23 protein-coding genes are annotated in these 22626 nt (G+C 63.9%); 4 read left to right on the top strand and 19 right to left on the bottom strand.

Annotated elements, in window-relative coordinates:
- Window positions 1-37: 37 nt before the first annotated feature.
- The 8 genes from IEW81_RS13220 to IEW81_RS13185 form a co-directional block, all read right to left on the bottom strand.
- Entirely contained in the window at window positions 38-814 is a 777-nt protein-coding gene (locus tag IEW81_RS13220) for an SDR family oxidoreductase (protein WP_097061750.1), read from the bottom strand.
- An 18-nt stretch (window positions 815-832) separates the two neighbouring features.
- Entirely contained in the window at window positions 833-2323 is a 1491-nt protein-coding gene (locus IEW81_RS13215) for an NAD-dependent succinate-semialdehyde dehydrogenase (RefSeq protein ID WP_179691912.1), read from the bottom strand.
- A 48-nt stretch (window positions 2324-2371) separates the two neighbouring features.
- A complete protein-coding gene (locus tag IEW81_RS13210) occupies window positions 2372-3283 on the bottom strand; it encodes an NAD(P)-dependent oxidoreductase (RefSeq protein ID WP_097061748.1) in 912 nt (303 codons plus the stop codon).
- 5 nt (window positions 3284-3288) lie between these two features.
- A complete protein-coding gene (fae, locus tag IEW81_RS13205; protein WP_097061747.1) occupies window positions 3289-3843 on the bottom strand; it encodes a formaldehyde-activating enzyme in 555 nt (184 codons plus the stop codon).
- Window positions 3843-4787, bottom strand: a complete 945-nt coding sequence (locus IEW81_RS13200) for a glycine betaine ABC transporter substrate-binding protein (RefSeq protein ID WP_097061746.1) — start codon at window positions 4785-4787, stop codon at window positions 3843-3845. Before IEW81_RS13200 ends, fae begins: the two co-directional genes overlap by 1 nt.
- A 62-nt stretch (window positions 4788-4849) precedes the next feature.
- Entirely contained in the window at window positions 4850-5647 is a 798-nt protein-coding gene (locus tag IEW81_RS13195) for an ABC transporter permease (protein WP_097061745.1), read from the bottom strand.
- Window position 5648: 1 nt separating this feature from the next.
- Window positions 5649-6665 (bottom strand): ABC transporter ATP-binding protein, encoded by a 1017-nt coding sequence (locus IEW81_RS13190; protein WP_097061793.1) that lies wholly within the window; start codon window positions 6663-6665, stop codon window positions 5649-5651.
- A gap of 19 nt (window positions 6666-6684) precedes the next feature.
- Entirely contained in the window at window positions 6685-7350 is a 666-nt protein-coding gene (locus IEW81_RS13185; RefSeq protein WP_097061744.1) for an ABC transporter permease, read from the bottom strand.
- A gap of 122 nt (window positions 7351-7472) precedes the next feature.
- Between IEW81_RS13185 and IEW81_RS13180 the strand changes: the two genes are divergently transcribed.
- Window positions 7473-8393 (top strand): IclR family transcriptional regulator, encoded by a 921-nt coding sequence (locus IEW81_RS13180; RefSeq protein WP_097061743.1) that lies wholly within the window; start codon window positions 7473-7475, stop codon window positions 8391-8393.
- Here IEW81_RS13180 and IEW81_RS13175 read toward each other — a convergent pair.
- Genes IEW81_RS13175 through ubiE form a run of 3 tightly spaced genes read right to left on the bottom strand, consistent with a single transcriptional unit; the run spans window position 8390 to window position 11655 of the window.
- The gene (locus IEW81_RS13175) at window positions 8390-9727 is read right to left on the bottom strand and encodes an FAD-dependent oxidoreductase (protein WP_097061742.1); all 1338 of its coding nucleotides are present in this window, start codon (window positions 9725-9727) and stop codon (window positions 8390-8392) included. The genes IEW81_RS13180 and IEW81_RS13175 overlap by 4 nt on opposite strands.
- A gap of 46 nt (window positions 9728-9773) precedes the next feature.
- The gene (locus IEW81_RS13170; protein WP_097061741.1) at window positions 9774-10850 is read right to left on the bottom strand and encodes a polyprenyl synthetase family protein; all 1077 of its coding nucleotides are present in this window, start codon (window positions 10848-10850) and stop codon (window positions 9774-9776) included.
- A gap of 28 nt (window positions 10851-10878) precedes the next feature.
- On the bottom strand, window positions 10879-11655 hold the full coding sequence (gene ubiE / locus IEW81_RS13165) for a bifunctional demethylmenaquinone methyltransferase/2-methoxy-6-polyprenyl-1,4-benzoquinol methylase UbiE (protein ID WP_097061740.1): 777 nt from the start codon (window positions 11653-11655) through the stop codon (window positions 10879-10881).
- A gap of 76 nt (window positions 11656-11731) precedes the next feature.
- Here ubiE and IEW81_RS13160 point away from each other — a divergent pair, with 76 nt between their 5' ends.
- Window positions 11732-12976: an isochorismate synthase gene (locus tag IEW81_RS13160; protein ID WP_229671403.1), complete on the top strand. Its 1245-nt coding sequence runs from the start codon at window positions 11732-11734 to the stop codon at window positions 12974-12976.
- A gap of 12 nt (window positions 12977-12988) precedes the next feature.
- Here the strand turns inward: IEW81_RS13160 and IEW81_RS13155 are convergent, their stop codons facing one another.
- Genes IEW81_RS13155 through IEW81_RS13145 form a run of 3 tightly spaced genes read right to left on the bottom strand, consistent with a single transcriptional unit; the run spans window position 12989 to window position 15812 of the window.
- Window positions 12989-13813, bottom strand: a complete 825-nt coding sequence (locus IEW81_RS13155) for a PPK2 family polyphosphate kinase (RefSeq protein ID WP_097061739.1) — start codon at window positions 13811-13813, stop codon at window positions 12989-12991.
- 24 nt (window positions 13814-13837) lie between these two features.
- On the bottom strand, window positions 13838-15496 hold the full coding sequence (gene menD / locus IEW81_RS13150; protein ID WP_097061738.1) for a 2-succinyl-5-enolpyruvyl-6-hydroxy-3-cyclohexene-1-carboxylic-acid synthase: 1659 nt from the start codon (window positions 15494-15496) through the stop codon (window positions 13838-13840).
- Window positions 15477-15812 (bottom strand): PLD nuclease N-terminal domain-containing protein, encoded by a 336-nt coding sequence (locus IEW81_RS13145; RefSeq protein ID WP_097061737.1) that lies wholly within the window; start codon window positions 15810-15812, stop codon window positions 15477-15479. The genes menD and IEW81_RS13145 overlap by 20 nt, the downstream gene beginning before the upstream one ends.
- A gap of 54 nt (window positions 15813-15866) precedes the next feature.
- On the opposite strand from IEW81_RS13145, the gene IEW81_RS13140 reads away from it, so the two are divergent.
- Window positions 15867-16100, top strand: a complete 234-nt coding sequence (locus tag IEW81_RS13140; protein WP_097061791.1) for a DUF4229 domain-containing protein — start codon at window positions 15867-15869, stop codon at window positions 16098-16100.
- Window positions 16101-16406: 306 nt separating this feature from the next.
- Here the strand turns inward: IEW81_RS13140 and IEW81_RS13135 are convergent, their stop codons facing one another.
- The 3 genes from IEW81_RS13135 to IEW81_RS13125 are packed head-to-tail and all read right to left on the bottom strand — an operon-like array spanning window position 16407 to window position 18975.
- Window positions 16407-17408, bottom strand: a complete 1002-nt coding sequence (locus IEW81_RS13135) for a 1,4-dihydroxy-2-naphthoate polyprenyltransferase (RefSeq protein WP_097061736.1) — start codon at window positions 17406-17408, stop codon at window positions 16407-16409.
- A gap of 51 nt (window positions 17409-17459) precedes the next feature.
- Entirely contained in the window at window positions 17460-18560 is a 1101-nt protein-coding gene (locus tag IEW81_RS13130; RefSeq protein ID WP_097061735.1) for an AMP-binding protein, read from the bottom strand.
- Between the two features lies 1 nt (window position 18561).
- Window positions 18562-18975, bottom strand: a complete 414-nt coding sequence (locus tag IEW81_RS13125; protein WP_143544732.1) for a hypothetical protein — start codon at window positions 18973-18975, stop codon at window positions 18562-18564.
- Window positions 18976-19051: 76 nt separating this feature from the next.
- Here IEW81_RS13125 and IEW81_RS13120 point away from each other — a divergent pair, with 76 nt between their 5' ends.
- On the top strand, window positions 19052-20029 hold the full coding sequence (locus tag IEW81_RS13120; RefSeq protein ID WP_179691917.1) for an o-succinylbenzoate synthase: 978 nt from the start codon (window positions 19052-19054) through the stop codon (window positions 20027-20029).
- Window positions 20030-20311: 282 nt separating this feature from the next.
- Here IEW81_RS13120 and IEW81_RS13115 read toward each other — a convergent pair whose 3' ends face one another.
- Both IEW81_RS13115 and IEW81_RS13110 read right to left on the bottom strand, forming a co-directional pair.
- Window positions 20312-21379, bottom strand: coding sequence for an aminoglycoside phosphotransferase family protein (locus IEW81_RS13115; protein ID WP_097061733.1), 1068 nt, complete (start codon window positions 21377-21379; stop codon window positions 20312-20314).
- A 300-nt stretch (window positions 21380-21679) separates the two neighbouring features.
- Window positions 21680-22591, bottom strand: coding sequence for a carbohydrate ABC transporter permease (locus tag IEW81_RS13110; RefSeq protein ID WP_229671402.1), 912 nt, complete (start codon window positions 22589-22591; stop codon window positions 21680-21682).
- Window positions 22592-22626: the final 35 nt, after the last annotated feature.

Genomic DNA, 22626 nt, shown 5'->3' with positions numbered 1-22626 from the left:
CGTCAGTCAGTGAGATGCCGAGCTATCCCGGGATAGTTCAGCGCACAAGGTAGCCCCCGTCGACGACGAGGACGTGGCCATTGACGTAGTCGGACGCTCTACTGGCCAGGAATACAACCGCGCCCATCAGATCAGCCGGATCGCCCCAACGGCCTGCGGGAATGTGTTCGATAACACGTCGCGACGCATCGTCGTCGGAACGCGTCGCCTCGGTGATAGCGGTGGCGAAATATCCCGGCGCGATGGCGTTGACCTGGATGCCGCGGCCGGCCAGCTCATCACAGTAAGCCTTGGTGAACCCGACGATGCCCGCCTTCGTTGCCGCGTACGCAGGGGATGACCGACCGCCAAGGAACGAGAAAAGCGAAGCGATATTGATGATCTTGCCTCCGCCATTGCGCGCCATACGCTTCCCCGCCTCGTGGGCCAGTTCGAAAGCGGCCGTCAGGTTGACGGCGAGCATAGGATCCCAAAGCTCACGGTCGAAGTCGTCTACGTCGGCAAGAAGGCAGATCCCGGCAGAGTTGATCAGGATGTCGATCGAACCGAGCCGAGCGACGCATTCCGACACCACGCGGCCGGGGATGCCCCGCTCTGCGATATCTGCGCCCATGAATTCATACCGGCCGCCACGCTCCTCTACGAGCCTGCGGGTCGTGCCGTCGTCATCCGTCAACGCAGCAACGAAGATATCGGCACCCGCAGCAGCCAGCGCAACCGTGAATGCCCGGCCCAGCCCGGTATTGCCACCGGTGACGATTGCGACGCGGCCCGCGAGGGAGAACAGGTCATTGCTGAAATCTTCGATGTTCATAGGCTGATATTGCCCCGATCAGTCGCGAAATGGGTCAGCGATGCCGACATAGCGGGTTTCAAGATACTCATCGATGCCCTCGAGGCCACCTTCGCGCCCCAGTCCGGATTGTTTGACACCGCCGAAAGGTGCAGCAGGGTTTGATACAACTCCAGCGTTCAGGCCGAACATCCCTGAGTCGATTCGCTCGGACAGGCGCAACCCGCGGTTGAGGTCGCGGGTGAACATGAACGCGACAAGTCCGAACTCTGTGGCATTGGCCAGTTCCACCGCCTCATCCTCCGAATCAAAGATGACGATGGGCGCGACCGGGCCGAAGATCTCCTCGGTGAGGATGCGAGCGTTGGCAGGGACGTCAGTAAGCACCGTTGGTTCGTAGAAGTATCCCGGTCCAGCCAGGGGATGCCCTCCGAGCGAAAGCACTGCGCCATCCTCCACGGCACCCTGGACGAGCGCTGCGACTTTCTGGCGTGTTGCTTCATCGACGAGCGGGCCCATGGCCGACTCGGGCTCAGTTCCACGCGCCACCGTGATGGCTGCCATCCGGGCAGTGAACGCGTCGACAAATGCCTTCGAGATTCCACGCTGCACCAGGAAGCGATTCGCTGCAACGCAGGCCTCACCCCCGTTGCGCATCTTCGCGGCTATCGCCCCGTCTACCGCGCTGTCGAGGTCGGCGTCATCGAAGACGATAAATGGTGCGTTCCCGCCCAGTTCCATCGACACCCTGAGCACCTGGTGTGCGGAGTCGGCGATGAGTCGGCGGCCGACCTCCGTCGAACCCGTAAAAGAAAGCTTTCGTAATCGGGGGTCGGTGATGAGTGGCCCCGTAACTGCTCCCGCGCTGGTTGTGGGAAGGACGCAGAGCACGCCATCCGGAAGCCCAGCCTCGCGCAGGGTCTCGGCGAGGAGAAGGGCGGTCAGTGGCGTGAGGGCAGCCGGCTTGAGGATCATGGTGCACCCGGCCGCGATCGCGGGTGCGATTTTACGAGTGGCCATGGCCAATGGGAAATTCCAGGGCGTGATCAGAAGACTCGGGCCGACGGGACGCTTCAGCACGAGCAGGCGGTTCTTGCCGTCTGGTGCGGTGGAGTAACGGCCAGAGATCCTGGGTGCCTCTTCGCTGAACCAGCGGAGAAATTCGGCGCCGTAGGCAACCTCTCCTCGAGACTCCGCGAGGGGTTTTCCCATCTCCAGCGTCATGAGCAATGCGAAATCCTCGGTACGGGCAGTAACGAGCTCGAAGGCACGACGGAGGATCTCCGCCCGGTGCCGAGGAGCTGTCGCAGCCCATGACGCCTGGCTGGCATGAGCGGTCGCGAGGGCGAGTTCGCCGTCGGCAGGTCGCGCGTCAGCTACAGCGACGAGCACCTCGCCGGTCGATGGATCGATGACATCGAACGTGGAACTATCGGCGGAATCGACCCAGCCACTGCCGAGCAGGATTTGGGTGGGAACCCGAGCGAGTAATGATCGCTCGATTTCGGGCGTGATGGGGGTTGTCGTCATGGTGATGGCTTCCGAGGTGGGGTCGACTGCGGGATAAAAGTCAGATGATCAAAGCCGGAGTTGTCGGCCGATCGCATCCTCGTAGAGTGCGAAGGGTGTCATCTCACCGGCCTGCTCGCCGTAGCGCTCCCTCGCCTGCTGATACAGGTCCTTCACAAGACCCGAGAGTGGCACTTCGACTCCTACCGAGACGGCCAGGTCAGCCGAGAGACCCAGGTCTTTGCATGCCAGTGCCACAGCAAACCCTTCGTCGTAGTCTCCGTGCTGCAGGATCGACAGCACGTCTCGCTCGACGAAGGTACTGTTTGCGGGGCTGGCGATGAGAGAGTCCCGCAGCACCGCCAGATCCACGCCGGCCCTGGCTCCTACCGCGAGAACCTCTGCCGTGGCGACGAGGTGTGAAAACCAGAGCTGGTTGATCATGAGCTTCACCGCATAACCGGCTCCGTGGCTCCCAACATGGAGGATGCGCTCGGGGTCACCCATCGCTTCGAGCACAGGCCGCACGCGCTCGACGTCATCTGCGTCCCCTCCCACGAAAATCTGGAGCATCCCGGCCGCCGCGCCCACGCTCATACCGCTCACTGGCGCGTCGAGAATGTGCAGGCCGCGATTGGAGTGGTGCTCGCGAACCCTCGCTGCGACGTCGGGTACCGAGGTCGACATATCTATCCAGGTTCCGCCGTCGGCGATACCCGCAAGAATGCCCGACTCCCCATTGACCACATCGTCGACATGACGGGGCGTCGGTAGCATCGTGATGACCATGTCACTGGATGCGGCGACGTCCGCCGCGGTATCGGCCCACACCGCGCCACCTGCCAGGATCTGGGCGGCGGATTCGCGACGGATATCGGTGACGACCAGTGGGAACCCCGCGGCCTGGAGGTTACGGGTCATCCCTGATCCCATGTTGCCCAGGCCGATGAATCCGATCGTGGGTGTGGTGGCGGTGGCCATGCTTGTTAGTTCTCCTGTCGAGGATCGGCGATGTCGGCCGGTGGCGTGTAGAAGGGGTTACTCGGTGAATGGCGGGCTGACAGCACGTCGTCAAGATGTGGCATTTTGGCGGCGCCATTAGCGATAGCAGTGCGGATCGCTTCCCGATTGTTGCGATAGACCTCGTCAGCGTCGTCCGCCTTGGGGTTGACCCAGACCGCTGCAATGAGCGCATGGGTGTCTGCGTCATCCACCGGAATCGTGCCGGCAGCAACCGCATCGGCCACCCCGGCCGCAACACCCGCCTGGGCCGGACCCCAGATGAGGAGTCCGTGGCTGTCGTCGGCCGGGGCGGACTTGGTGACGAACAATGTCAGTGGTTTGACGGGCAGTGACGGTCGGAGCACCGCCACGAACGGTACGTGGCCTTCGCTCGGTGTCGCAAGTGCAGTTGCCCATGCGACCCCCGCCGGCCCGGAGCGGTGACCGAGAACAGTGTTGATGTGCGCAGCGTTCACTCCGGAGCCCACGAAACATTCACCGATCTGGGGGACCTCCACGCCGGCGGGGACGATTGTCATTAGATCAGGCCCTCATCCTTCAGCCACTGCTGTGCAACATCTTCGGGGTCTTCGCCATCGACATCCACTTGCGCGTTCAGCTTCTGCATAACCTCTGTGGTCAGCTTCGGCGACACCTCGGCCATGACATCAGCGATCGCTGGATACTTCTTGAGGATCGAACTCTGCATCGTGAAACCGCCCTGGTAGACCGGGAAGAACTCGAGATCGTCAGCCATCACGACCAGGTCGAGGGCCTTGATTCGACCATCTGTCTGAAAGACCTCGCCAAAGTTGCAGTCGTCGCCCTTCTGCGTCGCCGTATAGATCACACCAGTGTCGAGAAGAGTGACGTTCGAGTCAGGGACGTCAATGCCGTAGGCCTTCTTGAGCCCGGGCCATCCATCGTCGCGGGTCGAGAATTCACTTTCGATACAGAATGTCTGGTCTTCGACGGGCAGCTTCGCGATATCGCTGAGTGATGTCACCTTGAGCTTCTTCGCTTCAGAACTGCGAATCGCGAACGCATAGGTGTTGTTCAGCGGTGCGGGGTCGAGCCAGCTGACGTCCTTGGCAGCGTCGGCCTCCTTGACCGCATCGAACTGTGCCTCTGCACCCTTTATCGGAGCAGTGTTGCCGTTGTAGGTGATCCACGATGTGCCCGTGTACTCCCAGTAGCCGATGAAGTCCTTGCTCTCCAACGCCTGGCGGACATTTGCTGAGCCGACGAGCTTCGTATTGGCCTTGACGTCAGCACCGTTTGCGTTGAGCACCCCGGCCGTGATGTAGGCCAGAATATACTGCTCGGAAAAGTCTTTGGAGCCGATCTCACCGGTCAGGCCCGAGAGTTCGCCGCTCTGGCTGCCGCCAGCGCTACCGCTACCGCCGCCAGATCCTGAGCAACCGGCGAGGGCTGTGATGCTGAGGAGCACCGCGGCTCCGCCAGCGATGATGCGTGTTTTCATTGCTATTCCTTCGTGTGATGGGTGCTGGGTGAGGGTGAAAGTAAAAGAGAGGTCGAGGCCTGTCAGAGGCCCCGCGGTTTGACGGCATCCTCGACGAGGGAGGCGACCCAGTCGATGAGGACGGCTATGCAGGCGACGAGCACCGCACCGACCAGGAGGACGGGGAAGCGTTGCAGTTTCAGCCCGTTGATGATCATGTCGCCGAGTCCGCCAGCGTTGATGAACGTCGCAATCGTCGCCACCCCCACGGCGAATACGAGCGATGTGCGCAGACCCGCGAGGATGACGGGTGATGCCAGGGGAAGCTCTATTCGGCGAAGAACCTGGTTCGGGGTCATCCCCATCCCTCGCGCTGACTCGCGCACGCTGGCATCTACCTGCTCCAGCCCGGTGAGGGTGTTGCGCAAAACAGGGAGGAATGAGTAAGCGACGAGCGCGACGAGCGCTGTCGTGAACCCGGTCTGCCACACGATGGCGAGAAGGATGACGACACCCACCGCGGGGGTCGCTTGCCCGATGTTCGCCAGCCCGAAAATAATCGCGTGGAACACCCGCGAGCTGGACCGGTAGACGATGATTCCTGCGGGGATCGCCAGTACCGACACCAACGCAGCCGCGGTAACGCTCAGCACGAGATGCTCGCGTACCCGCGCGATGATGTACGCGGGGTTGAGCGTACGCTGCTCAATCGAATCCAGTGGCGTGATGCTGATCCAGGTGAACACCACGAGACAGATCACCACGACCACGATCGGCGCAGTGAAACGCCGGATCAATCGAGTGGCACGCCCCTTTCCCGCCGCGGGGATGACCGATCGGACAGCGATGGCCTCCGTCTCCGTCGTGATGATGGCGGCCATGTCAGGCCTTCCCCACAAGATCCGCCGACCGCACTGTGAGCGCGGCCGAGATTGCAGCGTGGTCGAGGTTTCCCTTCACCGTTCCGACCGCGTCGACCACCGCAATCGACACGGCACCGGAGAGCATCAACAGGTCGAGAGCATCACGGAGGGATTCGGTGCTCAGGATTCGAGGGTCATTCGGAGCGATTGTCGGCTGTGCCGCGGGGGCGAGAGTCGCCACACTGACGGGGAGCAGGGCGAGCCTCTTGAGAGCCGCACCATGCCCGATAAACGAGGCGACATAGTCGTTGGCGGGCTTCGCAAGGATGTTCGCCGGCGTATCGAACTGCTCGATTCGACTGCGATCGCTGAGTACGGCAATCCGATCTCCCAGCTTGATCGCCTCGTCGAAGTCGTGCGTGACGAAGATGATCGTCTTTCCGATCGATGCCTGCAGTCGCAGGAATTCCGCCTGAAGGCGTTCCCGGGTGATCGGGTCAGTCGCGCCGAATGGTTCATCCATGAGCATCACCGGCGGATCTGCGGCCAGGGCCCTGGCGACACCGGCACGCTGTTGCTGGCCGCCGGACAATTGCTTGGGGTACCGACGGGCGAACTGACCCGGGTCGAGTTGCACGGTATTCAGAAGTTCGTCGACGCGCTCGGCGATTTTGCTTTTCGACCATCCGAGCAGCTTCGGTACGGTGGCGATGTTCTCGGCGATGGTGAGGTGTGGGAAGAGGCCGATCTGCTGGATGACATAGCCGATGTGGCGGCGAAGAGTATTCGGATCGAGGGACAGTACGTCCTGGCCGTCGATCCGGATCGCGCCACTGCTCGGCTCGATGATCCGGTTGATCATCTTCATGGTCGTCGTCTTGCCGCATCCACTGGGCCCGACGAACATGATCAGTTCACCAGGCTCGATGCTCATCGAGAAGCCATCGACGGCGGGGACCTCCTGGCCGGGATACACCTTCGACACATTGTCGAGCTCGATGGCAACGCCACCCTTGGTTCGGGAGTTGCCCGACATGAATCCGGTACCGGTGAGCTCAGGCACGAAGACCCCTTGATGTCGTATAGCGAGTAATGAGGACGAATAACCCGTCGACGAGCAATGCCAGCAGCACGACGGCGACGGTGCCGGTGAGCGCGAAGTTGAGTGCATTCTTGGACCCCAGGGATGACAGTCCCTTGAAGATGTATGAGCCGAGCCCCGGACCGGCGACGTAGGCCGCGATCGCCGCTATACCGATCGTCAGCTGTGCAGCGACTCGCACTCCCGTCAGGATGATCGGCCACGCGATCGGAAGTTGCGTCTGCAGCAGTACGCGCGCTGGCGTCATGCCCATTCCCGACGCGGACTCAATGATGTGCGAGGGCACCTCACGGAGCCCGACAACGGTGTTTCGCACAATCGGGAGCAGGGAGTAGAACACCAGGGCAACGACTGTGGGCCCCCACCCAAGACCGAGGACGGGGCTGAGGATCGCGAGAAGAGCAAGGGATGGGATGGTTATGGCCACGCCCGCGGAGGTGATGGCGATAGATCGGCTGATGGGCTTATCCCACACCAGCAGGCCGATACCGACACCGACAACCAGAGCGATGACGAGGGAAATTGCTACGACCGCGATGTGTTCGGCGACCAGAGCGAAGATGTCATCCCAGCGCCGATTCAGAAAAACGATGAGGGAGTCGAAACTGAATTCGGTCATGCTGCTGCGTTCCTCTCTTCGTTGAGATGGGTCCGACATCCGGATAGGACTCAAGATAGGGTCTTGATGTCATTGCGCCAATAGGTGTTGCGTATATGGCAAGTCTCGTGCACTATCGAATGATGCCGCCACCCACAAACACGCCTGACGAGCCGCCACGCGTCATCGCGGGCCGGCGAAACTCATCCGGCCTCAGCCGGGACATCGAGATCATCGAGGTTCTGGGTGGAGCTGAGGCAGCAGCATCCGATGGGCTCGGCGTGGTTAGAGTCGCCCAACTGACCGGTCGCGACAAGACTGTCGTATCACGATCGCTTGCCACACTTGCCGACGCTGGCCTTGTCGATCGTGACCCGCGATCCCTCAATTACCGCCTGGGAAGCCGTGTCTTCGCCCTTGCCGCCCGCTCAGCCGAATCGGCCCTGGCATCGCGCGCTCGACCTTTGATTCACCGGATCGCTCATTCCACGCGCGAAACCACTCACCTGTGCGTACTGCGCGGAGGCAACGTTCTCACCGTCCTGAGCGCGCTGAGCCCCCACGAGTTTCGTTCCACGGGGTGGGAGGGCGTCACGACCGCCGCGTGGCGCACACCTTCGGGTCGAGTGCTCATCAGCGATTGGGACCGCGAATCTCTCCGCGCATGGTACGCCGAGCACGGGCACGACCAGCCGATCGTAGGGCCGCTCAACCCCACGATGGCAGCGATCGGGTTCGCCGTGCTCGACAAGCCTCCCGAAAACAAGGCCAGGATCCACGATTTCGCTTCGCTGCTGGTGGAGGTGGAACACATCCGGGCTCGGGGATTCGCGACCCTGGACGAAGAACTGGAACTCGGGGTCGTTGGCGCCTCAGCCCCGGTCACCGATTTCACCGGTCGCATCGTAGCTGCGATCAATGTCAGCGCCCCAAAATCCAGGATCGGCGATCGTCTCGACGTCCTGGGAAACTACGTGCGGACTGCTGCGGCAGAACTCTCCCAGATTCTGGGAGCATCCAAAAACAGCTCTCAGTCGCCAGCTGCTCGCGGTCAAGCCCGCTAGTGCCTGTTGGAAACGGCGATCATCTCGCCGCGATCGACGACCTTGATGCGCGTGCGACCCTGCGGCTCCCCGAGCGCGAGCTCGTGCTCGTCGAGGTTGTGCCAACCGTCGAGGTTCGTGAACTCGACACCGCGGCTCTCGAGCAGCTCGATGACCGCGCCTTCCTCGGGGGACTCAGGTGACCACCAGCTCGCCTGGTCGTTCATCACGTGCTTGACCGTCTCCATCGCGTCACTCTTGGTGTGGCCGATGAGGCCGACCGGCCCACGCTTGATCCAGCCCGTCGCGTAGACGCCGTGCAACTGCTGGTCGTTGTCGTCGAGTACCTGGCCTTCACGGTTCGGGATGACACCGCGCTTCTCATCGAAAGGGATGCCGTCGAGCGGCGACCCGAAATATCCGACAGCGCGGTAGAGCGCCTGTGCCGCAACCTCACGGAACTCACCGGTTCCCACGACGCCGCCCTCGCCGTCGGGCCGGGTGCGCTCATACCTGAAGGCCTCGCCCGTGAACTCGACCGGGTTGGCGTAGAAGTGCAGGTGCAGCCGGCGTGACGCAGCGCCGGTCTCGCGTGTGCGCCACTGGCTCAGAACCCTGTCGATCACCATCACCTGCTTGTTGCTGGCGATCGCCGCCTTCGAGGCTTCGTCGTAGTCAAAGTCTTCGTCGTAGACGATCATGTCGACATCGTTCAGCTCGCCCATCTCACGGAGCTCCAGCGGCGAGAACTTCACCTGGGCAGGGCCCCGGCGACCGAATACGTGAACGTCGGTGACGGGCGAGGCCGCCAGGGCCTCGTAGACGTTCGCCGGGATCTCGGTCGGCAGCAGGTCGTCGGCATGCTTGGCGAGCATGCGCGCCACATCCAGCGCGACGTTGCCGTTGCCGATCACCGCTACGGATGCCGCCTCCAGCGGCCACTCGAGCGGGAAGTCGGGATGGCCGTCGTACCAGCTGACGAAATCGGCAGCACCATAGCTGCCCGGCAGGTCGATTCCGGGGATGACGAGCGAGGCATCCCGGATCGCACCGGTCGAGAAGATGACGGCGTTGTAGTGCTTCTTCAGGTCGTCGAGGGTGATGTCCCGTCCGAAAAAGACGTTGCCGAAGAGGCGGATCTGGCCGGAGTCGAGCACATCCCTGAGCGCGGTGACGATCCCCTTGATGCGCGGGTGGTCAGGTGCAACGCCGTAGCGCACAAGTCCGTATGGAGCAGGCAACTGCTCGAACATGTCGATGGAGACGTCAAAATTCTTGTCCGCTTTGAGCAGGATGTCTGCGGCATAGATTCCGGCGGGGCCGGCGCCGACGATGGCCAGGCGAAGCTTGGTCATGGGTGTGTTCCGTTCACTTGGGGCGGTAGGTCGAACCGCCGAAAGACTAGTTCGAGCGCTCGACGATGGAGTCGGCGAACCTGGTGAGGGCCTTCTTCACCGGCCCTGCGGGCAGGGGAGCCAGCGCGGCGACGGCTTCGGACGCCCAGCGCCGGGCCTCATCGAGGGTGCGAGCCGTCACCGGATGCGCCCGCAACTCGGCGACCGCCGCTGCGAGGTCGGCCTCGTCGGTTTCGCCATAGAGCGCGGCGTTGACGTCTCGTTCGATGCGCGTGAGGAGGTCTGCGGCATCCTGGTCGGTCCTGGCCTGCTCACGCAGGTACAGCAACGGGAGGGTGGAGACGCCGGCGCGCAGGTCGGTACCAGCAGTCTTACCCGTCACGTCCGTCTCAGCCGACATGTCGATGATGTCGTCGATGAGCTGGAAGGCAACGCCGACTTTCTCACCGAACATGCGTACCGGCACAATGTAGTCTTCGGATGCCTCGGAGAACAGCACCCCGATCTCACCGGCCGTCGCAATGAGGGAGCCTGTCTTGTCCGACAGCACCTGGAGATAATGTTCGACTGGGTCTTCGTCCGGCCGCGGGCCGAGCGTCTCGTGCAGCTGACCGAGGCACAGCCGCTCGAAGGTGTTGGCCTGCAGCACCAGGGCCCGCTCGCCGAGAGTCGCGACGAGCTTGCTGGCGCGAGCGAAGAGCAGGTCACCCGTGAGGATCGCCACCGAATTACCCCAGACGTTCTGGGCACTCGGCACACCGCGGCGCATCTGCGCCTCATCCATCACGTCGTCGTGGTACAGCGAGGCGAGGTGGGTGATCTCGATCGCCTGCGCCGCCTTGATGACGTTGTCATTATTGCCGGTGCCGAGTTGGGCGGCGAGCAGCGTGAGCACGGGGCGAACCCTCTTGCCGCCCGCTTCAAGCAGGTACCGAGTAGTGACATCCGCGATCTCGTCGGCAAAATGCACCTCGCCGAGCAGGCCGGCTTCGACCTCTTTGAGTCCCTTCTCGATAGCAGCGGCAAACTTCTTCTCGCCGCTGGAGGCGAAAAGCTTCTCGCCGAGACCCAGCGATGAGCTCAGGGTGTTGCTGCGACGAGCGAGCGGCAGGCTCGGTTTCACGTTCTCGACCGGTTCTCGGTTGGGGAAGCTATTGCTTCGGCGTTTCAGGTTCGGCGGGCTTGATCGTCTTGATGGGACGGGTTGCGTTGTCTTTGCGTTTCGCGACCGAAGCCAGGATGGTGGCATCCATGGGCTTACGTCCACGATGGAGGGCGACGACGCCGGCGGTCAGGTTTCGGAACGCGACCCTGGTGAAGCCCGCTGCACGGATCCACTGGCTGAGAGCGAACTGGTCTGGCCACTCCTTGATCGACTGTGCCAAGTAGGAGTACGCGGCAGGGTTCGAACTCGTGCCCCGTGCGACGAGGGGCATGACATGGCTGAGATAGGCCCAGTAACCCTCACGGACGATCGCGACGGGAGGCCGGGAGAACTCACAGATGACGAGCCGACCGCCCGGCTTCAGCACCCGGTACATCTCGCTGAGTGCGAGCCTGGGGTCTGAGATGTTGCGCAGGCCGAAGCTGATGGTGACGGCATCGAATTCGTCGTCACCGAAGGGCAGGGCTTCGGCGTCGGCGACGATGAAGTCGATCTTGTCGTGGCGGCGACGACCCTCGGCGACCATGCCCGGGGAGAAATCGACGGCCACGACCCTGGCGCCCCTGCGCTGCAGGGCTGCAGAACTGGTTCCCGTGCCCGCGGCGATGTCGAGCACGCGCTCGCCTGCGACGGGAGCCACTGCTCGCACTGTCGCTGAACGCCACAGGATGGCATTGCCGGCAGAAAGTACGTTGTTCGTTCTGTCGTAGCGCTTGGCGACGTCGTCGAACATGCTCGCGACCTCGCCTGGCTGCTTGCTCATGTCCGCTTTACTCACGGGATAAGTCTACGGTCGTTGTCCACGGTAAGTCTTCGGAGCCGAGGGTAAGCTCGACAGCGTGACCGGCCTGCGAGCTTTCCCGCCGCTGACGGCCACCACCACTGCGCTGACCGCGACGCCGCCACTTATCGGGCTTCTCGATGCGTTTGACCCGCTGGCGTTCATCCGCAACAGGGATGGCATCGTCGGACTCGGCGTCGCACTCAGGATCGAATTCTCAGGAGCCTCCCGGCTGCAGGATGCGGCCGAGGCCTGGCGCGCCGTCGTGGCGGCGGCCACGGTGACCGATTCCGTCGCCTGCGCCGGTACCGGCCTCATCGCGTTCGGCAGCTTCACGTTCGCCGCGGGATCCGGTTCCACGAGCGTGCTCATCGTGCCATCGGTGATCATCGGCCGCCACGGCGATGTCAGCTGGATGACCCGCATCGGCGATGCGGGGGCCGAACTGCCCGAGGCCGTGCCGCTCGGCCAGCCGTTCCCGGTCACCTTCTCGGCAGGGCTCATGACCGCAGAGGGATATGTGGCTGCCGTCTCCGCTACAGTGCAGTCGATCACCTCCGGGGCGGCCCGCAAGGTGGTAGTCGCCCGCGACCTGACCGCGCAGATTCCGGATGACGCCGACCTCCGCCTTCCGCTGGGTGCCCTCGCCGCCGCCTACCCCGACACCTTCACCTTCGCAGTGGACGGCATGATCGGCTCGAGCCCCGAAACCCTCGTCAGGGCAAGGAACGGCATCGTGAGCGCACGGGTGCTGGCCGGAAGTGCGGCACGCGGATCCGACCCGACCGCCGATGCCAGGGCGGCAGCGGCTCTCGCCGCTTCCCCCAAAGACCTTGCCGAGCATGCCTTCGCCCTCAGCAGCGTGCTCGACGCTCTCGGGCCGCGCAGCTCCGGCCTGGTCGCGAACCAGCGCCCCTTCCCTCTTCAGCTGCGCAACATCTGGCATCTCGCGAGCGACGTCACAGGTGCGCTCACCGACGGTTCGAGCGCGCTCGACCTGCTCTCAGCCATGCACCCGACGGCGGCGGTCGCCGGGGATCCGACGGATGCCGCGTTGTCGCTGATCGCCGAACTCGAACCGTTCGACCGCGGCCGCTATGCAGGCCCTGTCGGCTGGGTCGACGGAAACGGTGACGGGGAGTGGGCCATCGCCCTGCGCTGCGCGCAGGTGTCGGAGCCACGTGCCGGATCGCGCACCGTGACGGCATACGCCGGCGCTGGAATCGTGGGGGAGTCAGACCCGAACCGAGAACTGGCCGAGACGGAACTGAAGCTCAGCCCGGTCGTCGACGCCTTCCGCTAGCAGGCAGCTCGATCAGGTCGCGGCGAGCCGCACCTTCTCGATCTCCACGTCGTAGTCCACGGGGGGCCACTGCGGGTCGAGGCGCCTGAGCGCATCGAGCAGCAGCTGCTGCACAGCCCAGCGGGCGTACCACTTGCGGTCTGCCGGGATCACGTGCCACGGGGCATCCACCGTCGACGTCCGGGTCAGGGCGATCTGGTATGCCTCCTGGTAGGCATCCCACTGCAGGCGCTCATCGACATCGCCCGGGTTGTACTTCCAGTGTTTGTCCGGCCGGTCGAGCCGTTCCTGCAGTCGCACTTTCTGCTCGTTCGAGCTGATGTGCAGCATCACTTTGATGACGGTGGTGCCCGATTCCGACAGCTCCCGCTCGAACTCGTTGATGATGCCGTAGCGCTCCTCGATGACCTCGGGCGTCGAGAACCCGTGCACCCTGTGAATCAGCACGTCCTCGTAGTGCGACCGGTCGAAGACGCCGATCTTTCCAGCTTCCGGCAGTTCGTTGCGGATGCGCCAGAGGAAATCGTGAGCTTTCTCCTCATCCGTCGGCGCCTTGAACGCGTGAAGCTGGATGCCCTGCGGGTCGGTGTCGCCGATGACATGTCTCACGATGCCGCCCTTGCCTGCGGTATCCATAGCCTGCAGCACGAGAAGTACGCTGCGCGTTCCACCGACCCGGCTCTCGGCGAAAAGCCGCTCCTGCAGGCCACCGAGCTCTGCGCCGTTGGACGCAAGCTCACGCTCAGCATCCTTCTTTTCTCCCGTGAAGCCTGGCGTCGATGAAGTGTCGATCGCCGAGAGGTCGAAGCCCGCCGCGACGGGGAGAAGGTGGCTCATGTGCCTACGCTAACGTCGCCCGCGTCAACGGTCGAGCGGCACCTCGATGACGGTCTGCCCGGTGGATGCCGTCAACGCCTGGTCGAGCTGGCCTCTATTGTCGACGCGCAGGTAGGCCCAGCCGTACGCGGCGGCCAGCTGTTCGACCGACACCTGCTGCGGAGTCAGCAACACCCTGTCGAAGTTCGCGCCAGCACTGGATGCCACCTCGAGCACGTCGAAAATCGTTCCGCCGTCGTCATTTCCGACGATCACCTGGATGCGTGGGCGCGCCTCCCCGATGCCGAAGAGCAACGCTCCGGCGTCGTGCAGCAGCGCGAGATCCCCGAGCAGCACCCGGGTCGTTCCTGCCGAGGACGATTGGCTCGACAGCGCGATGCCCAGCGCAGTAGAAATGGTGCCGTCAATGCCGGCGAGTCCGCGGTTGGCATGAACGGGGATCTTCTTGCCCGTGACAACGCGATCGGCTTCACGGATGAGCCTGGATGCTCCGAGCACCAGCCTGTCGTGCGGCCAGGTGGCCCGCCACACGGCTTCGACGAGCGAGCGGCGAGTGACGGGAGCGCGCACGGCGGCGAGCTCGGCTTTGGCGTGAGTCGATGGGTCTGCTGTGGCATCCGGAGCAACATCGACGGGCTGGATCAGGGCCCTGGATGCGCTCACCCAGCGCCCGACCCACGCTGAATCGGCTGACGGATCGCCCACGATCGTCACGGTGTCGGCGAAGGTGGTGACCCTGTGTCCGGGGTTGTAATCATCTGACGACGCGCTGCGCACGACGATCGTCTCCACCCCTCGCCGCTGGATCAGGGCGGGCACCTCGCGGCTGAGTGTCGGATGCCCGAAAACGATGACCCGCGCGACCCGGTCGCCGAAGTTGGCCGTGTCGAGGAGCTCGCGATAGGCGACGACGAGGTTCGGACCGAAATGCGCACCGCTGGACACCTCAGCGATAAGAGGCACCCCGAGCTCGCGGGCGACTTCCTCGGCGCGCTCCCCTGCACCCGTTCCGGCAATGACGATGGTGCCGGGCAGGCTGCGGAGTTCGAATGCCGGCACGACGCCCGGCTCCGGTGGCAGGTCGAGCGTCGACACGGCCCGGGCGAGCTCCACCTCTGGCGCCTCGAGCTGCAGCGGGGCCGAGAGGGGCTCCGCGAACGAGAGGTTGAGATGTACGGGGCCGGATGCCGCGGCTACGGCATCGCGAGCGAGCTGTGCCGCGGCATCCTGCTCGCCAGCCGCACCAACGGGTGCACCCACGTCCCAGGTGCGCGTGACGGCGGCGCCAAAGATCCCGGGCTGCTCTGTCGTCTGATTGGAACCGATGCCGCGCAATTCGTCGGGTCGGTCGCCGCTCAGCACGATCAGCGGCACACCGGAGTGGTGGGCCTCCAGCACGGCGGGGTGCAGGTTGGCGACGGCGGTTCCCGAGGTGGTGACCAGCAGCACCGGGGTGCGGGTCTCGACGGCAATGCCGAGCGCGAGGAACCCACCGACGCGCTCGTCGATGCGCACCCTTAGGCGCAGCAGGCCGATGCGCTCGAACTCCGCGGCGGCAAGGGCGAGGGCCTGGGAGCGCGACCCTGGGCCGAGCACGACATCGCGAACACCGAGGCGCACGAATTCATCGAGTAGGGCGACCGCGAAGTCTGTCGCCGGAGACTTAGTCTTTGGGCGGGTCATCGTCGAGCTCGGCGAGCTCCTGCTCGAGACGGCGGATGCGCTCGTCCTGTTCCTCGTCACGACGAAGGTTCTTCAGGAACGACGGGTCGTCATCCGGTGCAACGGTGCGCAACTGGCCACCGCTTCCGGTGGAGCTCTCCCTGCCCGTGAAGAACCACAGCGCGACCCCGACAATCGGGACCAGCACGATCAAAATGATCCATACGAACTTCGGCATGGCCCTGACGCGTCGCTGGTCGATGAGGATGACGTCGACAATCGCGAACACGTCCAGGGCGAGGACGATGAGGGGCACAATCACGAGCAAGCGGGACATTCTATGATTCTAGGCTCGCAAGCTGCGCCCAGCCTGCGTGCATACACTGTGAAGGTGAAACCCTGGGTCGCCTACAGCCTCGCGCGCGTCGGTATTTTCGCCGTGATCTTCGCCGCGCTGCTCTACTCGGGCATCTACCCCTGGCTGAGCGCGATCATCGCGGCCGTGATCAGTTTCTGCGCGAGCTACCTGTTCTTCGGGAAGCTGCGAGATGCGGTTGCTCGCGACATCGTCGTACGGCGCGCCAAACCCGCCACCAACGCAGACACCGAGGCCGAAGACCTCTAGCCCTGGCGGCCGCGGGTTCCGCGACCCGGCTTCGCGGCGACAATCAGCGGTGCGCGCGGCCCTGCCTTCCGAAATGACGGAGGTTCGCGCATCCACTCTCCATGCCTGCGGCGGTCAATGCCCTATTTCCGCCTGGGATCCGTCATTTCGGAAGGTTGGCGGTCGCGATCTACACGCTCTCACCGGTGCCGTCACGCCTGGTGCTGGTCGTCGTCGAGACTGCAGTTCTTCGGCACAATCACCGCGCACCCGTTGGAACCGGGGTCGGGAGGCACCTGGGCGCCTGGACGACGGTTCTCGCTGGGTCTAGAACGCGATCGCCCAGCCGAGCCCGAGGCCGTAGACGAGGGCTACCAGTGCACTCAGTCGCAGCGCGACGATCAGTTCGGCCGAGGTCTTGGCGCTGATGGTGATACCGACGGCGGGAATAGCGGCGAGCAGGGCGAAATACACCAGGTACGCGTTGGCATAGAACAGCGTAAAGAACGACAGGATTCCGAAGGGCGCCAGCAGCAGCACGCCGAACACGATTCGCGACGCGCGGTTCCCGATCAGTACGGCGAGCGTGCGCTTGCCCGCCAGCTTGTCCTGTTCGATATCCCGGATGTTGTTCACCATGAGCACGGCACACGCGATCAGCCCGATCGCTACCGCGGAGAGCCAGCTCTCGAGCGTGACGGTACCTGCGAGCACGAAGGTGGTGCCGGCGGTGGCTACGATTCCGAAGAAGACGAAGACGAAGAGTTCACCCAGGCCGAAGTAGCCATACGGCCGCTTGCCACCCGTGTAGAAGTACGCGGCCACGATTGCCACGGCACCGATGGCGAGCAACCACCACTGCTGCGTACGGATCACGATGATGAGTCCGGCGATCGCGGCGATCCCGAAGAACACGAGCGCGACAGCGAACACCGTTCTGGGTTTCGCTGCCCCGGATGCCGTCAGCCTGCGCGGTCCGACCCGGTGCTTGTCCGTGCCCCGGATCCCGTCTGAATAATCGTTGGCGAAGTTGACCGCGATCTGCAGGCTCAGCGCCACAACCAGGCAGAGGATTGCGCGGAACCAGTGCCAGCCGGGGCCAGCATCCTCGTGGGGAAGCACGTACGCGGCCGCCGTTCCGAGCGCAATGGGGGCGATCGCCAGCGGCAGGGTCTGGAGCCTCGCTCCGCTGATCCAGTCGCGGGCCGTGGCCTTCCTGACCTTCGCCACGCCAGGCGGGCGCCCACCCGGTCGACCGCTCTTGCCTGCGTTCGGTCGGCGAGCTGGGACGGACTTCGGATTGATGCGCTGCTGTTTCGGAGTTGCCACGCAAGGATTGTACTGGGGCCCAGCCTCCAGCGAGCCCAGCCGATCGAGCACTCAGCTGCCGGCGAGCCTCGCCGCGGCACGTCGATCAGGCTTTCCCGAACTCAGCATCGGTATCGCGTCCACCAGAACGACCCCGGTCGGTGCCGCCGCACGCCCGAGGGTCACGGCTACGGCATCCCGAAGCCACTCCAGTTCGACGGGCGTGGCGGTCACGACGATGCTCGACTGCCCCCACAGCGCGTGCGGCGTCGCCACGACAATCGCATCGCCGAGCCCCGGCAGAGCGCGCACGGCCTGCTCCACCTCGCCCAAAGAGATTTTCACCCCGCCCGAGATGATCACATCGTCGGCCCTGCCGCTGACGCTCAGGATGCCGCTATCGAATGTGCCCGTATCGTCGGTGCGGTACCAGCGCCTGCCGTCTACCTCGTGGAACGCAGCATCCGTGCGCGCAGGATCCCCGAGGTACCCGTGAGCCAGCATGCTGCCGGCGAGTTCGACCCGACCGTCGACGATGCGCACCTCGGTGTCGCCGATCGGCTCACCGTCCCAGACACAACCGCCGGCGGTCTCGCTCGAACCGTAGGTACGCGTGACGTTGAGCCCGAGCTGGGCCGCGCGTGCGAGCAGTGGCGCTGGGATGGCCTGCCCTCCGACGAGGATGCGGTTGAAGCGGCGCAGGGCGTCGAGGGCGTCATCCTGCTCGATCAGTCTCTGCAGCTGGGTCGGCACCAGTGAAACGAATCGCAGGCCCGCATCGAGTTCGTTCGCAGCTTCGACGAATCGTGTGCTGTTGGCTGCGACGGTGATCGGCTCGGTCTGCGCAGCCAGCGACCGCACCAGCACGTTGATCCCGGCGATGTAGTGCGCCGGCAGCGCGATGAGCCACTGACCGGGGCCACCCAGCTGCACGTCAGAGGCGGCCGCACTGGCCAGGAGGGCGTCGGCTCCGAGCGCCACGCGCTTCGGTCGGCCCGTCGATCCACTCGTCTCCACGACGACCGCAACGCGCTGCTCTACGGTCTCCGGAAGGCCCTCTGGCCGCCCCGGGTGGGGCAGGATCGCTGGCCCGTCCCCGCTCAGTGCCGCCTGCAGCGCGTGGAAGACCGACGCGGTGTCTGCCGAGTTCACGACCTTCAGCGGTCGGGACACCTCAGCCCTGCGTCCCGGCGAAGAATCGCAGGATGATGAGCAGCAGGAGCGGATTCGCCAGGAGTCCGATCAGTATCCCGATGACACCGATACGGCGACCGCGCCTCACGATGATCGCCGCGATTCCGGCGATCACCGCCGCGAAAGCGATGATGATGGCGAGGTATCCGAGCACGATACCGGCCTCGAACTCTCCGCCGCTTGCCGTCGTGATCGCCACGACCTGCACGATCGCTGCTGCCAGCCCGAGGGCGATGGCGAGCGCGCCGACCCAGGGCCGCGGGCCCCGCGGCGTGGATTCGGCCTGTTCCGGAGTGGTCGGCGGGGCGTCATCCGGCAACTCGATGACCTGCTCTTCGATGAACATGGGCACCACCTTGAGTGGAACTCGCTCGATAGGCCCGGGGTTACTCACGGAATTCACCTTAATCGAATGGGGGGCCAACGGACGGCGAATTTGCCAGACTGGTGCCATGCTCCCCAACGATGTGATGCTCCCACCCCTGCCCGACCTGCTCGCCACCGCCAGGGTGGTGGCGCTGCCGCTCGTGACGAGATTTCGCGGCATCGAGGTGCGCGAGGCGATGCTGCTGGAGGGTCCGAACGGATTCACGGAATTCTCTGCATTCACCGAATACGGCGACGACGAGGCATCACGCTGGCTGGCAGCCGCGATCGACTTCGGATGGAGCGAGGGTCACCCTCTACTGCGCGACGCAATCAGGGTCAATGCGACCCTGCCTGCTGTTGCAGCCGATGAGGTCGCGGGAATCCTCGACAGGTTCCCGGGCTGTCGGACCGTCAAGATCAAGGTTGCCGACCCCGGCCAGGTGCTCGCGGATGACGTGGCCAGGGTCTCGGCTGCTCGCGACTACCTCGGACCCGAGGGCCGCATCCGCATAGACGCCAATGCAGGATGGACTGTGGATGAAGCGGAGAAGGCCATCCACGCCCTCGCAGCCTTCGATCTCGAATACGTTGAGCAGCCGTGCGCGACTGTCGACGAACTGGCGCAGGTTCGCACTCGGGTGAAGTACATGGGCATCCCCATCGCGGCCGATGAGAGCGTGCGCAAGGCCGCCGATCCGCTCGCCGTCGCGCGAGCGGGAGCCGCAGACCTCCTCGTGATCAAGGCACAGCCCCTGGGCGGCATCAGCGCAGCGCTGTCGATCATCGCGGAGTCCGGGCTTCCCGTGGTCGTCTCCAGCGCACTCGAGACCTCGGTCGGCATCTCGATGGGGCTGCACCTCGCCGCATCCATCCCCGAGCTCGAATTCGATTGTGGGCTCGCCACGGCGTCGCTTCTTCAGGTGGATGTCACGGACGAACCGCTGCTGCCCGTCAACGGCCAGTTGCCCGTGCGCAGGGTCGTGCCGAGCGCGGGGCTGCTCGCCAGCAACGCCGCGAGCCTCGACCGCTCGAACTGGTGGCTGGCCAGGCTGCAGCGCTGCTACGAACTGCTCACCTGAACCGCGAGCGACCTGGCTGTTCTTCCCACGGAGGTTGTGTGCGTGGCGGGTCTCTCGTATGCGGGTCCGAGCGGCGCGGGTCTGAGCGGCGCGGGCGAGACTCGCCGGCACGCTGAGTGCCCGGGGGTCCGCCGACCGGCTTCGACGGCAGCGATGACTCCAGACGAGCCCATTGCTCATCAGCCAGCACACAGAAAACCAGCCAGCACGGAAACGAGAAAGCGACTTCGAACTCACCACTCCAGAACGCCGTCGAAACCCCTTGCTCCAGAAGAGACGCAGCTAGCTACCGAGACGCTCTTCGACGAGCGCAATCAGACCCCTCGGGCCGAGGAGATCGTGAAGGGTGGCGCGAAGCACGTCCCTGTCAGCGACGTCCAAACTCTTCGTGAACGAGCGAAACACGCTGGTGACATCTTCCAGCGCACGAACGCATCCGAACCGGGTGAGGCGCGTCTCGTCGAGGTCGAACGCTCCATAGCCGCCCCAAAAAGCGTGACGATCAGCGAGGTGGATCGGTCGACTCGGAAGCACGCCGAGCTCGATCAACACCATGTCAATCTCCCGGTGCGCAGTTGTCGCCTCGTCGAGGTCGATGAGCCAGGGATGCCCGTGCTCATCGAGCAGCACGTTGCCGAGGTGCGGGTCACCGTGACAGGGAACGCGAGGTGCGGGCGTCCGCAACGCCTTGAGCTCCCGGGCCGTTCTGTCAAGCCGCATGAAACGAGAACGATGTTCGTGCCAAAGGTCCGTGAGGCGATCGGCCTCGGAATAACCATCTGAATTTTTCTGGAGCCACAGCGAAGTGAAGTGACGGTCCAGCCTGCTGAGTCGAGTTCGGGCGTCGTGGTCAGTTCGCCTAATCCCGCGCCGGACCGGGGTGATTGATCGAGGTGGGCAGTGTTCGTGTAGAACTCTGAGAATCTTTCCCAGTTCACCCCATTGGTCGGAACTGAGACCGGTGGTCACCGCGTCGTCACCTCCAATCCATGGGCTGACCGAAACAAGGGACTTCCCAGTCATGCTCCACGGCATGTGAGCCCGTGTCAGTCGAGGCGCAACGACACCGGTAAAGCCGTCACGGGATACGGCGGATGCGAGAGCGAGCCCGTAGCGACAGTCGCGTTGAGTTGCTTTCACCGCCCAACCCCGACCGCCCTCGTCAACGATTCGCCATAGGGTGGCGGCGGGGTCGAATCCCCCTGAGACGAGCTCGACCGTTTCCGCGCGAAGGCCGAACTCGGCCTGTAGCGTAGCTGCCAAAGCCAGGGGCAATGTCGCAGGAGTTCGAAAAGGGTCATTCACCGTCGTATTATGCTCTCCTGCGCTGTGCCACGAGCCTTGGAGCATGTCAATTCTCGCTGTCCGGACCGGGTGATGCCCCCAGGGCTTGAGATTGCCGCATCGAAGTTTCACCGGCTTGTCTGTCCTGCAAGATCCACTCCCGGGGTGTTCCCGCACGCAACGCAGATTCGGCGCCCCGATGCCTCAGGAAACCACTCTCCCTTACAGCGAGAATCAACTTGGTTGGGCATGTCGGGACCCGCTCTGTGGCCAGGCGCCAGTCGGTGGATGTCGATCATCGACAACCGCGTCGGCAGCTCGCCGAACCACGCATCCGCAAGGGCAGGGTGCAGGGATGGGTCATTGTTAGCGAATACCACTACGGGCAAAACCCTGCACGAAGTACCGCTGAAACGACAGGAATAGCACGACCACCGGAATGACCGAGATCAGGGCCAGCGCCATAGTGGCGTTGTAGTTGGGCGCCGTCTGGTTCTGGAGATAGAGAAGTCCAATCGGAAGAGTGAATAGCTGATTGTCACTCAACGCAATCAGAGGCCATGCGAAGTCGTTCCAGCTTCCCATCAGGGTGAGCAGGATGAGCACCGCAATCAGTGGCTTACTCAATGGCAGCACCACCTGCAGGAAAATGCGGATTTGCCCGGCGCCGTCGATCTTCGCAGCCTCGACTATCTCGTCCGGAATCCCGATGAAGAACTGCCTGGCGAGGAATATCCCGAATGCAGCTGCGGCCCCTGGCAGGATTACACCCCAGTAGCTGCCATAAATACCCAGGCCAGAAACCAGTCGGAATTGAGCGACCATGATCGCTTGGATGGGGATCATCATCGTCGCGAGAGTCAGGAGGAAGAGCACGTTTCGCCCGCGGAATCTCAAGCGTGCGAATGCGTAGCCGGCGAGCAGATTGACAATCACGGTGAAGAAGGTGACGAAAAGGCCGATAACGACCGAATTCCCAAACCAGGTGGCTACCGGGTACAACTCGAACACTCTCTGGAAGTTTTCGGTAGTCCAGGCACTCGGCCAGAACCGTAGCGTGGGCTCGAACACCTCCCCGCGTGGAGAGAACGCCACCACCACCATCCAATACAGCGGAAAGGCCATGATGACGGCGACCACGACGGCGATGGCACTTCTCCAGACGATGCCCTTGCGGCCGCCGATCATCGCGGCACTATTTCTGCTTTTCTTTCGAGGCGCGCGATCGCCGCTCGTCGCCACCGCCGGCGCCGGCGCCAAGTTGTTTGCTGAGGTCATCGTTCGTGTCACTGTGGATCGTGTCATTGTGGGTC

This window comes from Salinibacterium xinjiangense (assembly GCF_014645015.1).
GTDB lineage: Bacteria > Actinomycetota > Actinomycetes > Actinomycetales > Microbacteriaceae > Rhodoglobus > Rhodoglobus xinjiangensis.
This window is presented reverse-complemented; position numbering and strand designations above follow the sequence as displayed.